Annotated in this window: 22 protein-coding genes, 3 tRNA genes and 3 pseudogenes; 19 read left to right on the top strand and 9 right to left on the bottom strand. The window is 67.0% G+C overall.

Annotated elements, in window-relative coordinates; all coding sequences use genetic code 11:
* Positions 1–57: 57 nt before the first annotated feature.
* Positions 58–171: pseudogene (locus A5711_RS27875) on the top strand (exodeoxyribonuclease V subunit gamma); the annotation flags it as partial.
* A 93-nt stretch (positions 172–264) separates the two neighbouring features.
* Here A5711_RS27875 and A5711_RS26625 read toward each other — a convergent pair.
* Positions 265–696, bottom strand: a pseudogene (locus A5711_RS26625) (exodeoxyribonuclease V subunit gamma); the annotation flags it as partial.
* Positions 697–853: 157 nt separating this feature from the next.
* On the opposite strand from A5711_RS26625, the gene A5711_RS24695 reads away from it, so the two are divergent.
* Together A5711_RS24695 and A5711_RS24690 are read left to right on the top strand one after the other, a co-directional pair.
* On the top strand, positions 854–1687 hold the full coding sequence (locus A5711_RS24695; RefSeq protein ID WP_067951136.1) for a lysophospholipid acyltransferase family protein: 834 nt from the start codon (positions 854–856) through the stop codon (positions 1685–1687).
* Positions 1687–2121 carry an SRPBCC family protein gene (locus A5711_RS24690; RefSeq protein WP_067951135.1) on the top strand — a complete coding sequence of 145 codons (435 nt, stop codon included), beginning with the start codon at positions 1687–1689 and terminating at the stop codon, positions 2119–2121. Before A5711_RS24695 ends, A5711_RS24690 begins: the two co-directional genes overlap by 1 nt.
* A gap of 10 nt (positions 2122–2131) precedes the next feature.
* Here A5711_RS24690 and A5711_RS24685 read toward each other — a convergent pair whose 3' ends face one another.
* Complete coding sequence (locus A5711_RS24685) at positions 2132–2998, bottom strand: cyclopropane mycolic acid synthase family methyltransferase (protein WP_067951133.1); 867 nt, start codon at positions 2996–2998, stop codon at positions 2132–2134.
* Positions 2999–3175: 177 nt separating this feature from the next.
* On the opposite strand from A5711_RS24685, the gene A5711_RS24680 reads away from it, so the two are divergent.
* The 4 genes and pseudogenes from A5711_RS24680 to A5711_RS24670 all read left to right on the top strand — a co-directional run bounded on the left by A5711_RS24680 (position 3176) and on the right by A5711_RS24670 (position 5416).
* Positions 3176–3691, top strand: coding sequence for a nitroreductase family protein (locus A5711_RS24680; protein ID WP_067951131.1), 516 nt, complete (start codon positions 3176–3178; stop codon positions 3689–3691).
* 23 nt (positions 3692–3714) lie between these two features.
* Positions 3715–3843, top strand: a pseudogene (locus tag A5711_RS27870) (SAM-dependent methyltransferase); the annotation flags it as partial.
* A 108-nt stretch (positions 3844–3951) separates the two neighbouring features.
* Entirely contained in the window at positions 3952–4419 is a 468-nt protein-coding gene (gene cynS, locus A5711_RS24675) for a cyanase (RefSeq protein WP_067951137.1), read from the top strand.
* A 1-nt stretch (position 4420) separates the two neighbouring features.
* Positions 4421–5416 carry a patatin-like phospholipase family protein gene (locus A5711_RS24670; RefSeq protein ID WP_067951130.1) on the top strand — a complete coding sequence of 332 codons (996 nt, stop codon included), beginning with the start codon at positions 4421–4423 and terminating at the stop codon, positions 5414–5416.
* A 105-nt stretch (positions 5417–5521) separates the two neighbouring features.
* Here the strand turns inward: A5711_RS24670 and A5711_RS24665 are convergent, their stop codons facing one another.
* From A5711_RS24665 to A5711_RS24645, 5 genes are all read right to left on the bottom strand, one after another.
* Entirely contained in the window at positions 5522–6001 is a 480-nt protein-coding gene (locus A5711_RS24665; protein WP_067951128.1) for a hypothetical protein, read from the bottom strand.
* Complete coding sequence (locus A5711_RS24660; RefSeq protein WP_067951127.1) at positions 5998–8451, bottom strand: molybdopterin oxidoreductase family protein; 2454 nt, start codon at positions 8449–8451, stop codon at positions 5998–6000. Before A5711_RS24660 ends, A5711_RS24665 begins: the two co-directional genes overlap by 4 nt.
* A 60-nt stretch (positions 8452–8511) precedes the next feature.
* Positions 8512–9207, bottom strand: coding sequence for a crotonase/enoyl-CoA hydratase family protein (locus A5711_RS24655; RefSeq protein ID WP_067951125.1), 696 nt, complete (start codon positions 9205–9207; stop codon positions 8512–8514).
* A gap of 20 nt (positions 9208–9227) precedes the next feature.
* Positions 9228–10061, bottom strand: a complete 834-nt coding sequence (locus A5711_RS24650) for a hypothetical protein (protein WP_067951124.1) — start codon at positions 10059–10061, stop codon at positions 9228–9230.
* A 63-nt stretch (positions 10062–10124) separates the two neighbouring features.
* Positions 10125–10838 (bottom strand): MBL fold metallo-hydrolase, encoded by a 714-nt coding sequence (locus A5711_RS24645; RefSeq protein ID WP_067951122.1) that lies wholly within the window; start codon positions 10836–10838, stop codon positions 10125–10127.
* Positions 10839–10948: 110 nt separating this feature from the next.
* Here A5711_RS24645 and A5711_RS24640 point away from each other — a divergent pair, with 110 nt between their 5' ends.
* From A5711_RS24640 to rplA, 12 genes are all read left to right on the top strand, one after another.
* Positions 10949–11158 (top strand): type II toxin-antitoxin system VapB family antitoxin, encoded by a 210-nt coding sequence (locus tag A5711_RS24640; RefSeq protein ID WP_067951121.1) that lies wholly within the window; start codon positions 10949–10951, stop codon positions 11156–11158.
* A gap of 76 nt (positions 11159–11234) precedes the next feature.
* Positions 11235–11307, top strand: a tRNA-Thr gene (locus A5711_RS24635).
* Positions 11308–11360: 53 nt separating this feature from the next.
* A tRNA-Met gene (locus A5711_RS24630) sits at positions 11361–11434 on the top strand.
* 42 nt (positions 11435–11476) lie between these two features.
* Positions 11477–11644 carry a 50S ribosomal protein L33 gene (gene rpmG / locus A5711_RS24625; RefSeq protein ID WP_007167776.1) on the top strand — a complete coding sequence of 56 codons (168 nt, stop codon included), beginning with the start codon at positions 11477–11479 and terminating at the stop codon, positions 11642–11644.
* 49 nt (positions 11645–11693) lie between these two features.
* Positions 11694–12173, top strand: coding sequence for a (3R)-hydroxyacyl-ACP dehydratase subunit HadA (gene hadA / locus A5711_RS24620; protein ID WP_067951119.1), 480 nt, complete (start codon positions 11694–11696; stop codon positions 12171–12173).
* Positions 12160–12588 (top strand): (3R)-hydroxyacyl-ACP dehydratase subunit HadB, encoded by a 429-nt coding sequence (gene hadB / locus A5711_RS24615; protein ID WP_067951118.1) that lies wholly within the window; start codon positions 12160–12162, stop codon positions 12586–12588. The genes hadA and hadB overlap by 14 nt, the downstream gene beginning before the upstream one ends.
* Positions 12589–12599: 11 nt before the next feature.
* Entirely contained in the window at positions 12600–13100 is a 501-nt protein-coding gene (hadC, locus tag A5711_RS24610) for a (3R)-hydroxyacyl-ACP dehydratase subunit HadC (RefSeq protein ID WP_067951116.1), read from the top strand.
* Positions 13101–13244: 144 nt separating this feature from the next.
* Positions 13245–13317 (top strand) — tRNA-Trp (locus tag A5711_RS24605).
* Between the two features lie 93 nt (positions 13318–13410).
* The gene (secE, locus tag A5711_RS24600) at positions 13411–13866 is read left to right on the top strand and encodes a preprotein translocase subunit SecE (protein WP_067951114.1); all 456 of its coding nucleotides are present in this window, start codon (positions 13411–13413) and stop codon (positions 13864–13866) included.
* Positions 13867–13893: 27 nt separating this feature from the next.
* Positions 13894–14664, top strand: coding sequence for a transcription termination/antitermination protein NusG (nusG, locus tag A5711_RS24595; RefSeq protein ID WP_067951112.1), 771 nt, complete (start codon positions 13894–13896; stop codon positions 14662–14664).
* 44 nt (positions 14665–14708) lie between these two features.
* Positions 14709–15137 carry a 50S ribosomal protein L11 gene (gene rplK, locus A5711_RS24590; RefSeq protein ID WP_067951110.1) on the top strand — a complete coding sequence of 143 codons (429 nt, stop codon included), beginning with the start codon at positions 14709–14711 and terminating at the stop codon, positions 15135–15137.
* 73 nt (positions 15138–15210) lie between these two features.
* Positions 15211–15918 (top strand): 50S ribosomal protein L1, encoded by a 708-nt coding sequence (gene rplA, locus A5711_RS24585; RefSeq protein ID WP_007167783.1) that lies wholly within the window; start codon positions 15211–15213, stop codon positions 15916–15918.
* 15 nt (positions 15919–15933) lie between these two features.
* Here the strand turns inward: rplA and A5711_RS24580 are convergent, their stop codons facing one another.
* On the bottom strand, positions 15934–17151 hold the full coding sequence (locus tag A5711_RS24580; RefSeq protein WP_067951108.1) for an RNA polymerase sigma factor: 1218 nt from the start codon (positions 17149–17151) through the stop codon (positions 15934–15936).
* Between the two features lie 10 nt (positions 17152–17161).
* On the bottom strand, positions 17162–17397 hold a 236-nt coding region (locus A5711_RS24575; RefSeq protein WP_231987544.1), incomplete at its 5' end, for a YciI family protein.

Below are 17397 nucleotides of genomic sequence, written 5' to 3'. Positions count from 1 at the left end.
GGCCACTTCGCGCCGACGGAGGCGGAGGCGGAGCTGCGCCGCGGCCGCCGCTATTCGGTGGCGCGCCGGCTGGCCGGCTTGTTCGCGTCGTATGCCAGGCAACGCCCGAGCCTGCTGACCGATTGGCTGGCGGGCGATCCGGGTGACCTCGACCCGGACCTGGCCTGGCAACCGGAGCTCTGGCGCGCGCTGGTGGCCGCCGTGCCCGCCGATCCCCCGCACATCCGGCACCAGCGGACCGTCGCCGGGCTGCGCGAAGGCCGGACCGGCCAGCCGGCGCGCCACCGAATAGCGGCGGCCGCGGCGCAGCTCCGCCTCCGCCTCCGTCGGCGCGAAGTGGCCCAAATGCGTTGCCAGGGTGCGGCACCACGGCTGATCCAGCGAGCGGTCGATCACCTGCAGCAGCGGCCAGGCCATCGCGTCCGGCGACCACGGATCCTGATCCGCCGTGCCGGTGAGTTCGGCGATCAGGGAGCCGGGGCTGCGGAATACCACCCCGGCGCACACCCCGTCACCGCCTGGGCCGGCACGACCGAGCACATGCGAGAGCCGCTGGCTGAGCCAGCGCTCCACGCCGCGGGCGGGCACCAGCACGAGTTCTTCGGCGAACGGGTCGGTCTGCGGGTTTGCCAGCAGGGCGCCGAGGCCGTCGGCAAGTAGATCGGTGCGTTCGGCACGGTGGAGATGAAGCGCCATTGCGGTGCAACGATAGACCCCGACACCGACACCGGGAGGCGGGACGGCCATCGAGGTCCCATACCTGCGCGATCACGGGGCGGAGGTGACCGACCGCCCGCCGCGATAGCGACGAAAGTCCCTGCACCGGCCGGCTCCGCTGTGCCAGGCTGAGACCATGGCCGGCGTCGCGGATGCCATCGGGTGGGCGAGTAGGCAGATTGGGGACCGGGTTCCCAAGGCGGACCTCGATCAGCGCGACCCGGACTTCATCCGGGACCAGCTGCCCGCCACCTGGCTGGTGGCGTCGCTGTATTTCCGGGCCGACGTCCGCAGGCTCGACCGCATCCCCGCGCACGGCCCGGTGCTGCTGGTCGGCAACCACAGCGGTGGCAACGTCCCGCCCGACACCTTCGTCTTCACCCTGGCGTTCTGCTCGTACTTCGGCGTGGAGCGCCCGTTTTATCAGCTCGCGCACAACCTGGTCACCCTCTACCCCCCGCTGCGCTGGCTGCGCAAGTTCGGCACCGTGGCGGCCAGTCCCGAAAACGCCCGTCTCGCTTTGGAATCCGGCGCGGCCGTGCTGGTGTATCCGGGCGGCGACTACGAGGTGTTCCGCCCGTCCTGGCAGCGGCACGTCGTCGACTTCGGCGGCCGCAAAGGCTTCGTGCGGCTGGCCCGAGAGACCGGCGTGCCGATCGTTCCGGTGGCCAGCGTCGGCGGCCAGGAGACCGCGTTCTTCCTCGGCCGCGCGCAGTGGCTGGCCAAACTTTTGCTGCTCGACAAGGTGGTCCGGCTCAAGAGCGTGCCGATCTCGCTGGCGCTGCCGTGGGGCCTCAACGTCAGCGACCTGCTCGGGCATATCCCGTTGCCCGCCAAGATCGTCATCGAGGTGCAGGAGCCGATCACGGTGCACGACGACGACCAGGCGGTCTACGACGCGGTGATCGCCAGCCTGCAGGCCGGTGTCGATCGGCTGGCCTCCGAACGCCGATTGCCGGTGATCGGCTGATGCGCGTCGAACGCCGGATCGTCGTCAATGCCGACCGCGACACCGTGTGGAAGGTGCTCAGCGACCCGGATCGCTACCCCTCGTTCCTGCCGCACCTGGAGCGCTGGGAGACCCTGACCGAGGGCCCGGCCCGGGTGGGCGCCCGCTACACCGTGCTGTGGAAGATCGGCTCGATCCCGGTGGGCGGCATCGCCGAAGTGGTGGAGTTCGACGCCGCGCGAGATCTGGCCTGGATCAACATCACCGGCGTCACACAGCGGGGCCGGTTCCGGTTGCGCGACGCGGGACCGGGCCGGACCCGCGTGACATTTCGGCTCGCCTACAGCTCGGAGGGCGGGCTGCTGGGCCTGATCGCCGATCGGGTCGCGGCGTTCTGGGTCGGTCGTTCCCTCGACGAGAGCCTGAAAAACCTTCGGCGCCTTGTCGAGTCGTGACCGAACGCGCCTACTTGGCCAATGTGAACTGGTTGATGTCGATGTAGCCGTCCCGGAAAGCCTTGGCGCAGCCGGTCAGATACCTCATGTATCGCTGATACACCTCTTCGGACTGGATCGCGATCGCCTCGCTCCGGTGTGCCTCGAGCGCCGCGGCCCACAAGTCGAGCGTCCGGGCGTAGTGCAGCTGCAGCGACTGCCTGCGTACCAGGTTGAAGCCCATCTTCGAGGCGTGGAACTCCACCATCTCGATCGGCGGCAACTGACCGCCCGGGAAGATCTCGGTGGCGATGAAGTTGTTGAAGCTGGTCTGCTCTTCGGTCATCGGCAGGCCGCGTTCGAGGATCTGCTCCGGGGTGAACATGGTGATCGTGTGCAGCAGCATCACCCCGTCGTCGGGCAGCACCCGGAAGGCCTTCTGGAAGAAATCGTCGTACCGGTCGTACCCGAAGTGCTCGAACGCGCCGATGGAGACGATCCGGTCGACCGGCTCGTCGAACTGTTCCCAGCCCTGCAGCAGGACCCGCCTGCTGTGCGTGGTGGTCATCGCGTCGAACATCTTCTGCACATGGGCGGCCTGGTGCTCGGACAAGGTCAGCCCGATGACGTCCACGTCGTACTTCTCGAGCGCGCGGCGCATCGTGCCGCCCCAGCCGCAGCCGACGTCCAGCAGCGTCATACCCGGCCGCAATCCCAGCTTGCCGAGCGCCAGGTCCATCTTGCGGAGCTGCGCCTCTTCGAGCGGGATGTCTCGCATGCGGTCGAAGTAGGCGCAGCTGTAGGTCATGGTGGGGTCGAGAAACAACCGGAAGAAGTCGTCGGACAGGTCATAGTGCGCCTGGACGTCCTCGAAGTGCGGCGTCAGGTTCTCTGTCATACCAGCTACGCGCCTTTCCTGAATCCGGGGCCATTCAGCTGTACACGAGTGGGCGGCTCAGCTGGTTCACCCTGGCTTCCCGTAACTGCCGGAATCAAACTTCGGCGCGCGTATGCGGGGAATTCGGATGAGGCTACCCCCGTTTACCCGGAGTCGGCTGGAAATGAGGAGGAACAAATGGAGGCTTGGGACGCGATTCGCGCCCGGCGCAACGTCCGGCAGTACAAACCGGACGCGATTTCCGAAGACGACCTCAATCGCATCGCCGAGGCGGGGTGGCGCGCGCCGTCGGCGAAGAACCGGCAGCCGTGGGACTTCGTGATCGTCACGGACCGGGCGGACCTGCAGGAATTGTCGACCGTGTGGCAGGGCGCGGGGCACATCGCGGGCGCCGCGGCCGCGATTGCCATCGTGGTGCCCGTCCCGCCCGACGAGCGCCGGGTGGTCACCGACAACTACGACGTCGGGCAGGCCACGATGGCGATGATGATCGCGGCCACGGACCTGGGAATCGGGACCGGGCATTCGTCGGTGGGAGACCAGGAGAAGGCGCGGGCCATCCTCGGTGTCCCCGACGACCGGCTGGTGGCCTTCCTGCTGGGTCTCGGGTATCCCGCCGACCGTCCGCTCGCCCCGATCCGCACACCGAATCGGCGGCCCTTCGACGAGGTCATCCACCACGGTCGTTGGTGAGTGAGCGGTCGTAGGCTCTTCCCCGTGCACATGCCGCGCACCTAAGGGACCTGGGGTGGCGAAACGTGCGGCGCCGCAACCTCGGATGGCGCATGAGCTACGGCGGTCCGTGGTTTTCCACCCGCCTGGTCACCGCGACGAAGCCGGGGTGAGGGCCGACGGCTCCTCGAGGTATGCCTCGTCCGCGAATTTGATATCGCATGCGCTATCAAATTCGGGCAGAGCCTCATGGTTCCGACATGGCGCCGCCGGGGGCGGGCATGCTTGGGGCCATGAACCGACACGAGATCACCGAGCAGATCGTCCTGGCCCGCCTGAGGCTCGGCCTCACCTGGCAGCAGCTGGCCGAGGCCATCGACCGGCCGGTGGTATGGACCACCGCGGCGCTGCTAGGTCAACACGCCATTCCCGCTGAGCTGGCAAGGATTCTCGCGGAGAAGTTGAACCTGGACGAGTCGGTGGTGCCCGTGCTGGCGGCACCGCCCATGCGGGGCGGGCTGCCGAGCGCGGTCCCCACCGACCCAACGATCTATCGCTTCTACGAGGCCCTGCAGGTCTACGGCGGTGCCATCAAAGAGCTGATCCACGAACAGTTCGGTGATGGCATCATGAGCGCGATCAACTTCAGCGTCGACCTGCAGAAGAAGTCGCACCCGTCCGGCGACCGCGTCGTGGTGACCCTCGACGGCAAATTCCTTCCATACCAATGGGTTTCGTCGGACAGCTGACATGGTGGCCGAGACGAAACCGGTAGACCTCGTTCTCTCCGGCGGGGGCGTGAAGTTCATCGGCCTGGTCGGCGCGGTCGCCGCGCTCATGGATGCGGGCTACTCGGCCTATCGGGTGTCGGGTGTTTCGGCGGGATCGGTGGTCGCGGTCATCTCGGCCGCCGCGTCCAACGGCAATCAACTGACCAGTGGTCAGATCAGGGAACTCGCGTTGTCGGTGCCGTTGCGCCGTTGGCGTGACGCGGGGCCGGTGCCCTTCGTCGGGTCCGCCTGGGGGCTGGCGCGAGACACGGCCATGTACCGCGGCGATTTCGCCCACGAGTGGATCCGCAGCGAGCTGAAGAACCTGGGGGTCGTCACGTTCGGTGATCTGGCCCTCGACGACCGCGATCTTCCTCCCGAACGGCGCTACAAGGTGGCGGTCACGGTCGCCGATGTCACCGCGGCGCAGCTGGTGCGGCTGCCCTGGGACTATCGGCGGCTTTACGGGCTCGATCCCGACGAGCAGCCCGTCGCCGACGCGGTCCGCGCCTCGATGGCGATCCCGTTCTTCTACCCGCCGGTCAGGCTGACCGACACCATGGGGCTCACGTCGAACCTGGTCGACGGCGGGGTGCTGTCGAATTTCCCGGTCGACTCGCTGGACCGCACCGACGGCAAACCGCCGCGCTGGCCGACGTTCGGGATCACGGTGATGCCCAAGCTCGCCGAGGGTGTGGACCAGGTGTTCCCCGCGTTGCGCCCGCTGCGCTTCCTCAAGCAGTCCGCCCTGCTGCAAAGCCTTTTCACCACCATGCTGGTCGGCCACGACCAGGCGCAGCTGAGCCTGCCGTGGGTCAAGTGCCGCACCATCGGGGTCGCGTCCACCGACGTGAGCGTTCTCGACTTCGGTATTTCCAGGGGGCGCCTGGAGGAGCTCTGCGACCGGGGCTATGCGGCCGCGCAGGATTTCCTGTCGACCTGGGACTGGCCGGCGTATCTGGACCGGTTCCGATGAATCGTCGTGGAAGTGAAGTGACGGCGCGACGCGCACGTGTCACACTGGCGGCGAGGAGGCGAAGGGAACGCGGTGGCGGCTAGCAGCGGCCACCGCGTTCGCCATTCAGTTCATCATCACCTGCGGTGACAGTTCCTTCAGCATCGCGTTGGCCCAGCGCATCTGGCGCAGCGTCTCGGGGTGGCAGCGCGACGCCAGGCTCAGCAGTTCGGAATCCTTGGCGGCCTGCGCACCCTGGGCCAACAGCTCCCAATCCAACGACACCCCCGCCGCCAGGCGGTGAATCCGCCGCAAATCGGCGAGCAACACCAGGCCGGGCTCCGGTCGGTGCCGCAAGATGCCGCTCATCCGGGACTGCACGGCTCCGGTGATCACGCGGGTGCGGGGGTCGGCCGACAGGTGCAGACCGTAGTGCCGGCCGTGCTCGGCCAACTCGTTCAGGTGCTGCCGCGACCAGCCGGCCAGGTCTTGCGCCAGGTGATTGATGTCCTGGTCACTGCGGTGCCGGGCGGCCACCAGGTTGAGGTTGTGGGCCAGTTTGCGTTCGGAGCGGTGCAGCTCGCGGATCGCCAATTTGAGCTTCATCGCCGGGCCCCGGTCGCCAGGACCTCGGTCACTGCGGCGGCCGACCCGCCCGCCGTGGCGGGCACCGCCCCATTGACCGGCGCGGACGCCGCGGTGGTGGGCGCGTGCGCGGCGCCGTTTGTCTCGGGCCGGCCCACCCGGCTCTTCTCGATCCGGGCGGCCGCGGTCTTGTAGATCGGCTGTTTGGAAACAGGATCCCAATCGGTCAGGGTGAGTTCGTTGCCGGCCCGCTGATGGGCCCTGCTGCCGGCGTCCCAGTAGCCGTAATGGAAGGGCACGAACAGGACGCCGTCGCGGATGCCGCAGATGCGGGCAGCGCAGGTGACGCGGCCGCGCGGCGTGCTCACCTCGACGAGGTCGCCCTCGCCGATGCTCAGCCGCCGGGCGTCGGGTTCTGAGACCTCGACCCACACCTCAGGCGCGGCGTCCTGAAGTTGTTGGGCCTTAGCGGTTTTCGTGCGGGTGTGGAAATGGTAGACGGTGCGACCGGTGATCAACACGAACGGATATTCGGAGCTGGGCCGCTCGTGCGGGGGAAGGTATTCGGCCGCCTTGATGATGGCCTTGCCGAAGGGATTCATCGAGCGGTATTCATCTCGCTGCAACGGGGCGCCCGTGATCAGGTCTTTGCCGTAGGCCTCACAGTAATCCGGTGCCGCCCAGAATTTGGCGTCGGCGTAGAGTCGTTCGGTGCCGTCGGGATGCTCTGCGTTGCAAGGCCATTGGATGCCGCTGCCGCCGCGCAGCTTCTCATAGCTCAAGCCGGTGTAGTCGCACGGCCGGCCCGCGGTGCATTTTTTCCACGCCTCGAACGCCGACTCGGGATCGGTCCACGGCGGGAACGGTTGGCCGTCGGAGTCGCGGAAGTCCATCCGGCGCGCGTAGTCAAGGAAGATGTCGAGATCCGAACGCGCGGAACCCGGTGGCTCCACGGCCTTTTCGGACAGGTGCACGGTGCGGTCCGCGTTGGTGAAGGCGCCGGTTTTCTCCCCCCACGCCGCGGCCGGCAACACCACGTCGGCCAGTGCGGCGGTTTCGGTCATGAAGATGTCCTGGACGATGAGGAACAGCCGCTCCTGGGAGAGGATGTCACGGATGCGCGGCAACTCGGGCAGCGACACCGCGGGATTGGTGGCGGTGACCCACAACATCCGCAGGGTCCCCTCTTCGGCGAAGCGGAACATCTGCATGGCATGGGTGGGCGGGGCGTAGTGCGGAATCTGCAGGGGCTCCAGGTTCCACAACTTCGCCAGTTCCTTGATGTGCGAGTCGTTGGACCAGTTGCGGAAGCCGGCCAGGTCACCGTCCGCGCCGCACTCGCGGGTGTTCTCGGCGGTCGGTTGCCCGTTCATCTGCAGCACCCCGCAGCCCGGCTTGCCCAGCATGCCGCGCACCAGGTGAATGTTGTTGACCTGCACGGCCGCCGCGGTCGCCTGATGTGATTGATAGAACCCCTGCAGCACGGTGGACAGTAACCGCTCGGCGGTGCCAAGTAGTCGCGCCGCGCGCCGGATGTCCTCGGCCGCCACCCCGCAAATTTCGGCGACCCGTTCGGGCGGAAACTCCTCGACCCGGCCGCGCAGCTCGTCGAAACCGACTGTGTGCGTGTCGATGTAGTCCCGATCGATCCAGCCGTGACCGATGATCTCGTGCAGCAGGCCGTTCATCAACGCCACGTTAGTGCCGGGCAGCGGTGCGAGGTGAACGGTGGCGTGCCGGGCAACCGGTGTGAGCCGGGGGTCGACGCACACGATCGCCGGCGGCGAATCGCCGGCCAGCCGGTCCAGCATCCTGGCCCACAACACAGTTTGCGTCTCGGCGACGTTGTGGCCGAACAGCGCGATGACGTCGGCATGGTCGACGTCTGTGTAGGAACCCGGTTGTCCGTCGCAGCCGAACGATTCCTTGAGCGCCTCGGCCGCCGTCGCGGTGCACAGGCGGGTGTTGCCGTCGACGTGGTTGGTGCCGATCGCCCCGTGCGCGATGGCCCCCTGGGTGTAGTACGCCTCGAGGAACAACTGCCCGGAGGTGTAGAAGCCGATGGAACTGGGGCCGTAGTTGTCGAGGAGTTGCCTACTGCGAGCCACGATGTGGTCCATCGCGGTGTCCCAGTCGCACGGCCGCAGCTTGCCGCCGACCCGAATCATCGGACTGGTCAACCGGTCTCGCGAGTTATTGGCCTGCCAGCCGAACAGGTCTTTGGGGTCGAGCCGGCCGTGGTTGACGCGGTCGACGGCTCGGCCCCGCACCCCCACGATCCGCCCGTCCTTGACGGCGATGTCCAGGCCGTCTCCGTTGGAATGCAACACCGCCGCCGACTGCACCCAGCGGTCCACCGACTCGGGCGTGACGCCGTCGGCCAGGTAGGTGTCGACGCGCTCGGGCCACCGTGTGCCCGGTTCGTAGGGGGTCCGCGTCCCCCAGGGTTCCGCGATCCGGTCTACTGTCACGCCGGTGGGCGTACCCGGCCGCCGGTGTCCAAAACGTCGAGGCCAGGGGGGCGGGCCGCGTTAAAGCCCGAACTCGGCCTCGATGCCGTCGATCCCGGCGCGAATGGCCTTCAACGCGTCGGCGCGGGCGCGCAGCTTCGTTGCGGCGTGGGCGTGTTGGTGCAGACCGGCGAATTCGCGCGCGGCCTCCTCGGCCCGGCTCACCACCATCTCCGGCAGCACGATCTCGTCAACGAAGCCGGCGGCCAGCGCGGTCTCACCGAAGAACGTCTTGGCGAGCCCGACGGCTTGCTGGTAAGCCGACTGCGTCAGACGCAGCTTCATGATCTCCAGCGCCGCGTACGGGATGACCATGCCGATCGCCACCTCGTTGGCCTGAATGTTGTAGGCGTGCGCGGCCACCCGGTGATCGCCGGATGAGAGCAGAAAGGCCCCCATCGCGATGGCGTGCCCGGTGCAGGCCATCACGACCGGCTTGGGATGGGACAGCAGCCGATAGGACAGCTCGAAGCCGCCCCGCAGCATGTCGATCGCCGGCTGCGCCTCGCCCGAGGTCAGGATCTTCAGGTCGAACCCGCCGCTGAACACCCGCTCGTTGCCGGTGATCACCAACGCCCCGGCGTTGTCCGCGTCGGCCCGGTCGATCGCCTCGCCCAGCGCTTGCTGCATCGTCGGACCCAAGGCGTTGACCTTGCCGTCGTCCATCTTGATGACCGCGATGGAATCCTTGAGGCTGTAGTGGACCGGGCCGCTCATCGGTTGCTGGCTCCTTGCCGTCACGCGGGCTGACTGTGGTGTTTGCCCAGGTCGTCCTCGGCCTCGCCCCAGCGCAGGCTGACATCGGTGGGCTCGTCGAGCTGGCGGGAGCGCCATCTGTCCTGCGTTTCCCGCACCGCGCCGTTGATCCGTTCGATCTCGCTGCGGAACACCTCGGGACGGGTTTCCTTGCTCGCGTAGTGGAAGTAGGTCAGCAGCCCGCGCAGCAGCTCCAGCTTCTGCTTCTCCCGTTTCGCCAGGTCGTGGGTCGTCATCAACTCGATGCGCTGGACCGGCGGCAGCGAGTCCCAGTCCAGCACCACCTGGGTTTCCAGCGGAACGCGCTCGCGCTCCCAGAACCGGCGCCCGTGCGGGCGCTTCGGCCGGTCGAAGTAGCTGATGGTGCCGGTGAAGCGGGACTCGATGCCGCTGCCGATCTCGGCGCGGTCGAGCGCCGAATCCCACACCATGCGCCATTCCTGACCGGGGGCCAGCACCGGCAATTCGCGGGGGAGTCGCAGTTCGGCGACGTCGGCGTAGCCGTCGGTGGCGTTCTCGTATTCGGCCACCGTCGGCGGATTCAGGAACGAGAACGTGATGTCGTACGCCGCGGTCTGACCGAAGTTCCTGACCACCAATTCGATGACATGCCAGTCGGCCGGGTGCGGTTCCATGAACATGGCGACTTGCGGCCGGGTTTGTTCCGCGGCCAGTCGGCGGTTGCGGGTGATCTGCCGGTTGGTGAAGATCAGGGTGACAACGGCGAGCGCGATCGCCGCCCACGCCGCCCACGCGATCCAGGTGCTGGACCCAGTGTGCGTGATTCCGTTCCAGCTGTCCTGGATCCACCCCATGGAATCCACCCTCCGCTTATATCACAGGCCGGTTGCCGTCTCGTTCGGATCGAGCGAGCCCGCTCAGCCGCCCATCAGCATTCGCCACTGCGCCAGGTCCGCGGCGCGATAGACGTAGTTGGAACGTTTGACTTCCGACAACGATGCGCTCGGCTCCGCCGAATACCAGTGCCCGGGAAAGACCGTGGGGTCGCCGGGCAGGGTCGCGAGTTGCTGCAGGCTGCGGTACATCTCGTCGGAGTCGCCGCCGGGAAAGTCGGTCCGGCCGCAGCCCTCCAGGAACAACGTGTCACCGGCCACGAGGCGGCCATCGAGCAGGAAGCACTGGCTGCCCGGCGTGTGGCCGGGAGTGTGCAGCAATTCGATCTCGATGCCGCCGATGCTGACCTTGTCGTGATTCTCGTGGGCGGTGAGGTCGCCGAGGCTGACCCCGGTGACTCGCGAAACCCATTGCGCCTCATGGGTATTGACATGCACCGGCACGGCTTTCCGTTCCAGCAGCTCGGCCAGGCCCTGCAGGGTGAAGCCCATCATCGATCCGCCCACGTGGTCGGGATGATGATGGGTCACCAGCACTCCCGACAGGTGCATGCCGTCGGCCTCGAGCGTGTCGAGCAGTTCGCCGGCCGCGTAGGCGGGGTCGACCACCACGCAATCGCCCGTTTCCCGGTCGCCGATCAGGTAGGCGAAGTTGCGCATTTGGGTCGCGAACATGTCGCCGGTGGCGAAATCGCGCCCCGAGAGCAGTTGGCGAAAGTACAGCCGGTCCGTTGACACGTGACCAGACTAGGACGTGCCCGCCAAGGGTCGGCAGCGCCGCCTCGAAGTCGGCAAAACACCGTCCGTGAGCAGCGATTGGGTGTCTGGGCAGTGGGTATTGTTGGCGCATGAGGAAGAAGGTCGAGATCGAGATCGACGTCGATCTGATTGACGAGGCGATACGCCGCTTCCAACTCGCCGATGCCCGCGAGGCCGTCAACCTGGCGTTGCGCACCCTGCTCACCGGAGCCGAGGCCGGCCAATCGGACGAAGAGTACGACGAGTTCAGCGACCTCAGCGCGTGGCAGCCGCGCCGGAGCGGCGACGGCGGGGATTAACGCCCGTGGTTTGGTCCGGCTGCGAGCCAGGCTGTACCCTCTTTTAGGCCCACGGCACTGCCGATTCGGGTGAACGGCCCCCTTAGCTCAGTCGGTAGAGCGTTTCCATGGTAAGGAAAAGGTCAACGGTTCGATTCCGTTAGGGGGCTCGGCGGACGCCGAGCAGGCGCGGCGGCCACGACCCCAAAATGGGGTGGCCAGAGGCGATGTAGCTCAGTCGGTTAGAGCGAACGACTCATAATCGTTAGGTCGCCGGTTCGAGTCCGGCCATCGCTACAACACAACAATGCACTTTGAGAGATTTGAGAGAGAACCGTCATGGCTTCCAGTACCGACGTGCGGCCGAAGATCACCTTGGCCTGCGAGGTGTGCAAGCACCGCAACTACATCACCAAGAAGAACCGCCGGAACGACCCGGACCGCATGGAGCTGAAGAAGTTCTGCCCGAACTGCGGCAAGCACCAGGCGCACCGAGAGACACGCTAGCGGCGGCCCGCGAGTGATTACTCAGACTGACTAGGTAGATTTTAGAGCCGTGCCGTTAACCGAAGATATCGTCGGTATGCACTACCGCTATCCCGATCATTACGTCGTGGAGCGGGAGAAGATCCGCGAGCACGCGGTCGCCGTGCAGAATGACGACGCCGCATTTCTGGAGGAGAAGGCGGCGGCCGAGCTCGGCTACAAAGGGCTGCTGGCCCCGCTGACCTTCATCTGCGTGTTCGGCTACAAGGCGCAGACGGCGTTCTTCAAGTACGCCAACATCGCCGTCCACGACGCCCAGATCGTCCAGGTCGACCAGGTGCTGAAGTTCAACGCGCCCATCGTGGCCGGCGACAAGCTGTATTGCGACGTCTACGTGGATTCAATGCGCGTGTCGCACGGCACCCAGATCATCGTGACCAAGAACATCATCACCAACGAAGCCGGTGATGTTGTGCAGGAGACCTACACGACCCTGGCGGGTCGTGCCGGTGAGGATGGAGAAGAGGGATTTTCTGATGCCACTGCGTGAGTTCAGCTCGGTGAAGGTGGGTGACCTGCTCCCCGAGCGGACCTACCCGCTGACCCGTCAGGATCTGGTGAACTACGCGGGCGTCTCGGGCGACCTGAACCCGATCCACTGGGACGACGAGATGGCCAAGGTCGTCGGGCTGGACACCGCGATCGCGCACGGCATGCTGACCATGGGCATCGGTGGCGGCTACGTCACCGCGTGGATCGGTGACCCCGGTGCGGTCACCGAGTACAACGTGCGGTTCACCGCGGTGGTGCCGGTGCCCAACGACGGCAAGGGCGCCGAGTTGGTCTTCAACGGCCGGGTGAAGTCGGTGGACCCCGAGACCAAGTCCGTGACCATCGCGCTGACGGCTACCACCGGCGGCAAGAAGATCTTCGGTAGGGCCATCGCGTCCGCGACCCTCGCGTAGGCGGCCTGTTAATGGCGCTGAAAACCGATATCCGCGGAATGATCTGGCGGTACCCGGACTACTTCGTCGTGGGCCGTGAACAGCTCCGCCAGTTCGCCCTGGCCGTCAAGGACCGCCACCCCGCCCACTACCGGGAGGACGCGGCCGCCGCACTCGGCCACGACGCGATCCTCGCGCCGCTGACCTTCGCGACCATCTTCGCCAAGCTGGTTCAGCTGGATTTCTTCCGGCACGTCGACATCGGCATGGAAACCCTGGTGATCGTGCAGGTCGACCAGCGATTCGTGTTCGCCCAGCCGATCAAGGCCGGCGACAAGCTGTGGGCCCGGATGGACGTAATGTCCGTGGACGAACGGTTCGGCGCCGACATCGTGGTCACCAAGAACATCTGCACCAATGAAGATGGTGAGTTGGTCTTGGAGGCCTACACCACGTTGATGAGCCAGTACGCCGACCAGTCGGAGAACCTGCGCTGGGACCCGGAGTCCGGCCAGGTCGTCAGAACGGCGTAATTAGTATCTGACTCGCGCGTCGATGTACACTCGGACCTCGGGGTTTTCCCAGCATTAGCGCGCTTTCCGTGAGTCGAGCAATCGGAAGGCGCGCGTGTCATGTAAGCCCCGGTAGGTAAGCGCAGGTTGGCCTGCCAACCGCGAAGGGGCGTAGCTCAACTGGCAGAGCAGCGGTCTCCAAAACCGCAGGTTGCAGGTTCAAGTCCTGTCGCCCCTGCTGAACGAAAAGGCGTGCCATGGTGGACACTGGAATAGTGGCCGTCCACCACGGGACGGCCCGCGGGACACTAGCAAACTGAAGGAGCATGCGGTGAGCGACGAAGGCGACGCTGCCAACGACGCCGCAAGCGACGGCGCCGACAGGGAGGACGACCGCGCAAACGGCGGCCGGACCGCTGTGGTGACGCGGCCGCAGCGCCCCACCGGCAAACGATCCCGGCAGCGAGTGGCCGACGCCGGCGAGGACGTCGACGTAGAGTCGGCGGACGAGGCCGAGGTTGCCAAGGAGGACAAGGCCACCAAGGGCGCCAAGGCCAAGAAGGCCAAGAAACCGAAGAAGCCGGGGGACCGTTCGGCCAACCCGTTCGTCTTCGTCTTCAACTACCTCAAGCAGGTGGTTGCGGAGATGCGGAAGGTTATCTGGCCCAACCGCAAGCAGATGCTCACCTACACATCGGTGGTGCTGGCGTTCCTGGCTTTCATGGTGGCGCTGGTCGGGCTCGCGGATTTCGGCCTCACCAAGCTGGTGCTGCTGGTGTTCGGCTGAGCGAGAAGATAGAGAGGACTGAAAACCGTGACTACCTTCGACGGTGACACGTCCGCGGGTGAAGCGGTCGACGTAGAAGAGCGCGCCGAGGGCGCTGAGCAGGCGCTGGAAGCGGCCCCGGAAACGGACGCTGAAACCTCAGCGGCCGAGGCTCCCGAGGAGTCGGCCGAAGAGGTCGACCCGGCGGCCGCGCTCAAGGCGGAACTGCGCAGGAAGCCGGGCGACTGGTACGTCATCCACTCCTATGCGGGATACGAGAACAAGGTCAAAGCCAATCTCGAGACCCGTGTGCAGAACCTGGACGTCGGCGACTACATCTTCCAGGTCGAGGTGCCCACCGAAGAGGTCACCGAGATCAAGAACGGTCAGCGTAAACAGGTCAATCGCAAGGTGCTGCCCGGCTACATCCTGGTGCGCATGGACCTGACCGACGACTCGTGGGCCGCGGTGCGCAACACGCCGGGAGTCACCGGGTTCGTCGGGGCGACGTCGCGCCCGTCGGCCCTGACGCTCGACGACGTGGTCAAGTTCCTGCTGCCGCGCGGCGCGACCAAGAAGGCCGCCAAGGGCGCGGCCACCACCGCCGCGGCCGCCGAGGCGGGCGGGCTGGAGCGTCCGGCCATCGAGGTCGACTACGAGGTCGGCGAATCGGTGACGGTCATGGACGGGCCGTTCGCCACGCTGCCGGCGACCATCAGCGAGGTCAACGGCGAACAGCAGAAGCTCAAGGTGCTGGTGTCGATCTTCGGCCGCGAAACGCCGGTCGAATTGACGTTCAGCCAGGTCTCCAAGATTTAGCTCGGGCGGTTGCGCCCACCCCCAGGAAGGAACACCAACATCTCATGGCCCCGAAGAAGAAAGTCGTCGGGCTGATCAAGCTGCAGATCGTGGCGGGGCAGGCCAACCCTGCGCCGCCGGTCGGACCCGCGCTCGGCCAGCATGGCGTCAACATCATGGAGTTCTGCAAGGCCTACAACGCGGCCACGGAGAGCCAGCGCGGCCAGGTCATCCCGGTGGAGATCACGGTCTACGAGGACCGCAGCTTCACCTTCGCCCTGAAGACGCCGCCCGCCGCCAAGCTGCTGCTCAAGGCAGCCGGCGTGGGCAAGGGCTCGGCCGAGCCGCACAAGACCAAGGTCGCGAAGGTCACCTGGGACCAGGTTCGTGAGATCGCCGAGACGAAGAAGACCGATCTCAACGCCAACGACATCGACGCGGCCGCCAAGATCATCGCCGGCACCGCCCGGTCGATGGGGATCACCGTCGAATAGTTTCGAAACACCGTGGGAGGGCCAGCTTCGGCCCGCTGCTTAACCACGACCCAACACCCGATTGGATGAATCAATGAGCAAGAACAGCAAGGCATACCGCGCCGCCGCCGAGAAGGTGGACCGCAACAACCTGTACAGCCCGCTCGAGGCGGCCAAGCTCGCCAAAGAGACCGCGTCGGCCAAGCAGGACGCGACGGTCGAGGTGGCGATCCGGCTCGGCGTCGACCCGCGCAAGGCGGACCAGATGGTCCGCGGCACGGTCAACCTGCCGCACGGCACCGGTAAGACCGCCCGCGTCGCGGTGTTCGCGGTCGGCGACAAGGCCGAGCAGGCGCAGGCCGCCGGCGCCGACATCGTCGGCAGCGATGACCTGATCGAGAAGATCCAGGGCGGCTTCCTGGACTTCGACGCCGCGATCGCGACCCCCGACCAGATGGCCAAGGTCGGCCGCATCGCTCGCGTGCTGGGCCCCCGCGGCCTGATGCCGAACCCCAAGACGGGCACCGTCACCCCCGACGTCGCCAAGGCCGTGGCCGACATCAAGGGCGGCAAGATCAACTTCCGCATCGACAAGCAGGCCAACCTGCATTTCGTCATCGGCAAGGCGTCCTTCGACGAGAAGGCCCTCGCCGAGAACTACGGCGCGGCGCTCGACGAGGTGTTGCGGCTCAAGCCGTCCGCCTCGAAAGGCCGCTACCTGAAGAAGATCACGGTGTCGACGACCACGGGGCCGGGCATTCCGGTGGACCCGTCCGTCACCCGCAACTTCGCGGAGGCCTGAGTCGTAGCGGGCCGGCTACCCGCCGCACTCCGCGATGCGGCGGCGCAGGAACTCCCGGCCCGGCTCGGAACCGTTGACTCGCAACGCTTCTCGGTACCAGGGGAGCGCATCGGCCGGTCTGCCCGCACGCCTGAGCAGGTCGGCTCGCACCGTCGTGACCAGATTGGAGCGGCCGAGCCGGGGGTCGTGGGCCACCTCGTCCAGGGCCGCGAGGCCGGCGTCGGGTCCGTCGCGCAAGCCGACCGCCAGGGCGCGGTTGGCGCGCACGACCGGCGAATCGGTCAGCGCCAGCAGCCGGTCGTAGGCGGCGCAGATGGTGACCCAGTCGGTCTGGTCCCAGGACGGCGCCGTCGCGTGCAGCGCGGCGATCACCGCCTGTGGCAGATAGGGGCCCGGAGAACCCTCGGCACGGCGTAATCGGTCCAGCCCCCGGGCGATTCGGCCGCGGTCCCACCGGTGCCGGTCCTGCTCCTCGAGCGGCACCAGCATCCCGGCGTCGTCCACCCGGGTGGCTCGTCGCGAATCGTGCAGCAGCATCAGGGCCGCCAGCGCGTGGGCCTCGGGCTCGTGCGGCATCAGCGCGCACAGTTCACCGGCCAGCCGGATCCCCTCGTCGCACAGTTCGTCGCGGATCGCCGACGGGCCCGCCGTCGACCAATAGCCCTCGGTGAACACCGAGTAGACACAACCGAGCACGTGTGGTGTGCGTTCGGGCAGCAGCTCGGCGGGCGGCACCCGCAGCGGGATGTTGGCGTGGCGAATCTTGTTCTTGGCACGCGTGATTCGCTGACCGATCGCGGCGTCGGTCTGCAGCAGCGCGCGGGCGATCTCGGTGACGGTCAACCCCGACACCAGCCGAAGGGTGAGCGCCAGCTGCGATTGCCGGTCCAGGGCGGGGTGTGCGCAGGTGAACATCATCCGCAGCTCGTCGTCGCGAACGGGGGACGGGTCGGTGTGATCGGTGCGCGCCCGGATATCGTCGATCACGGCCGCCAATTCCTTTCCGGGACGAACGGATTCGCGGCGCAGGCGGTCGCGCGCCCGGTTGCGGGCGACGGTCACCAGCCATCCGCCGGGATTGTCCGGCGGGCCGTCGCGGTCCCAGCTGCGAAGCGCCTCGGCGCAGGCCTCCTGGACGGCGTCCTCCGCGACGGTGAGGTCGCCGGACCACCGCGCGAGCGCGGCGACGGCGGGCCCCCATTCCCGCCGGAAGACGCCGTCCAGGTCGGACATCACTGGTGCGTTACAGTCCCGAGACTCCGGCCAGTTGCCGCACCTGCACGGTCGAGGCGGGGATCATCGAGGCCAGCTTGACGGCCTCGTCGCGGTCCGCGGCGGCGAGCAGGTATACGCCCGTGGCGATTTCGGCGCCCTCCACGTATGGCCCATCGGTGATGAGGACCTCGCCGTCGCGCACCCGCACAGTGGTGGCGGTGGACCGGTCGTGCAACGCGGCGCCGCCGAGGATGTGATCACCCG

It is taken from the genome of Mycobacterium sp. E2238 (assembly GCF_001672665.1).
Classification (GTDB): Bacteria; Actinomycetota; Actinomycetes; order Mycobacteriales; family Mycobacteriaceae; genus Mycobacterium.
Note: the sequence above shows the minus strand (reverse complement) of the source record. Positions and strands in the feature narration are given on the sequence as shown.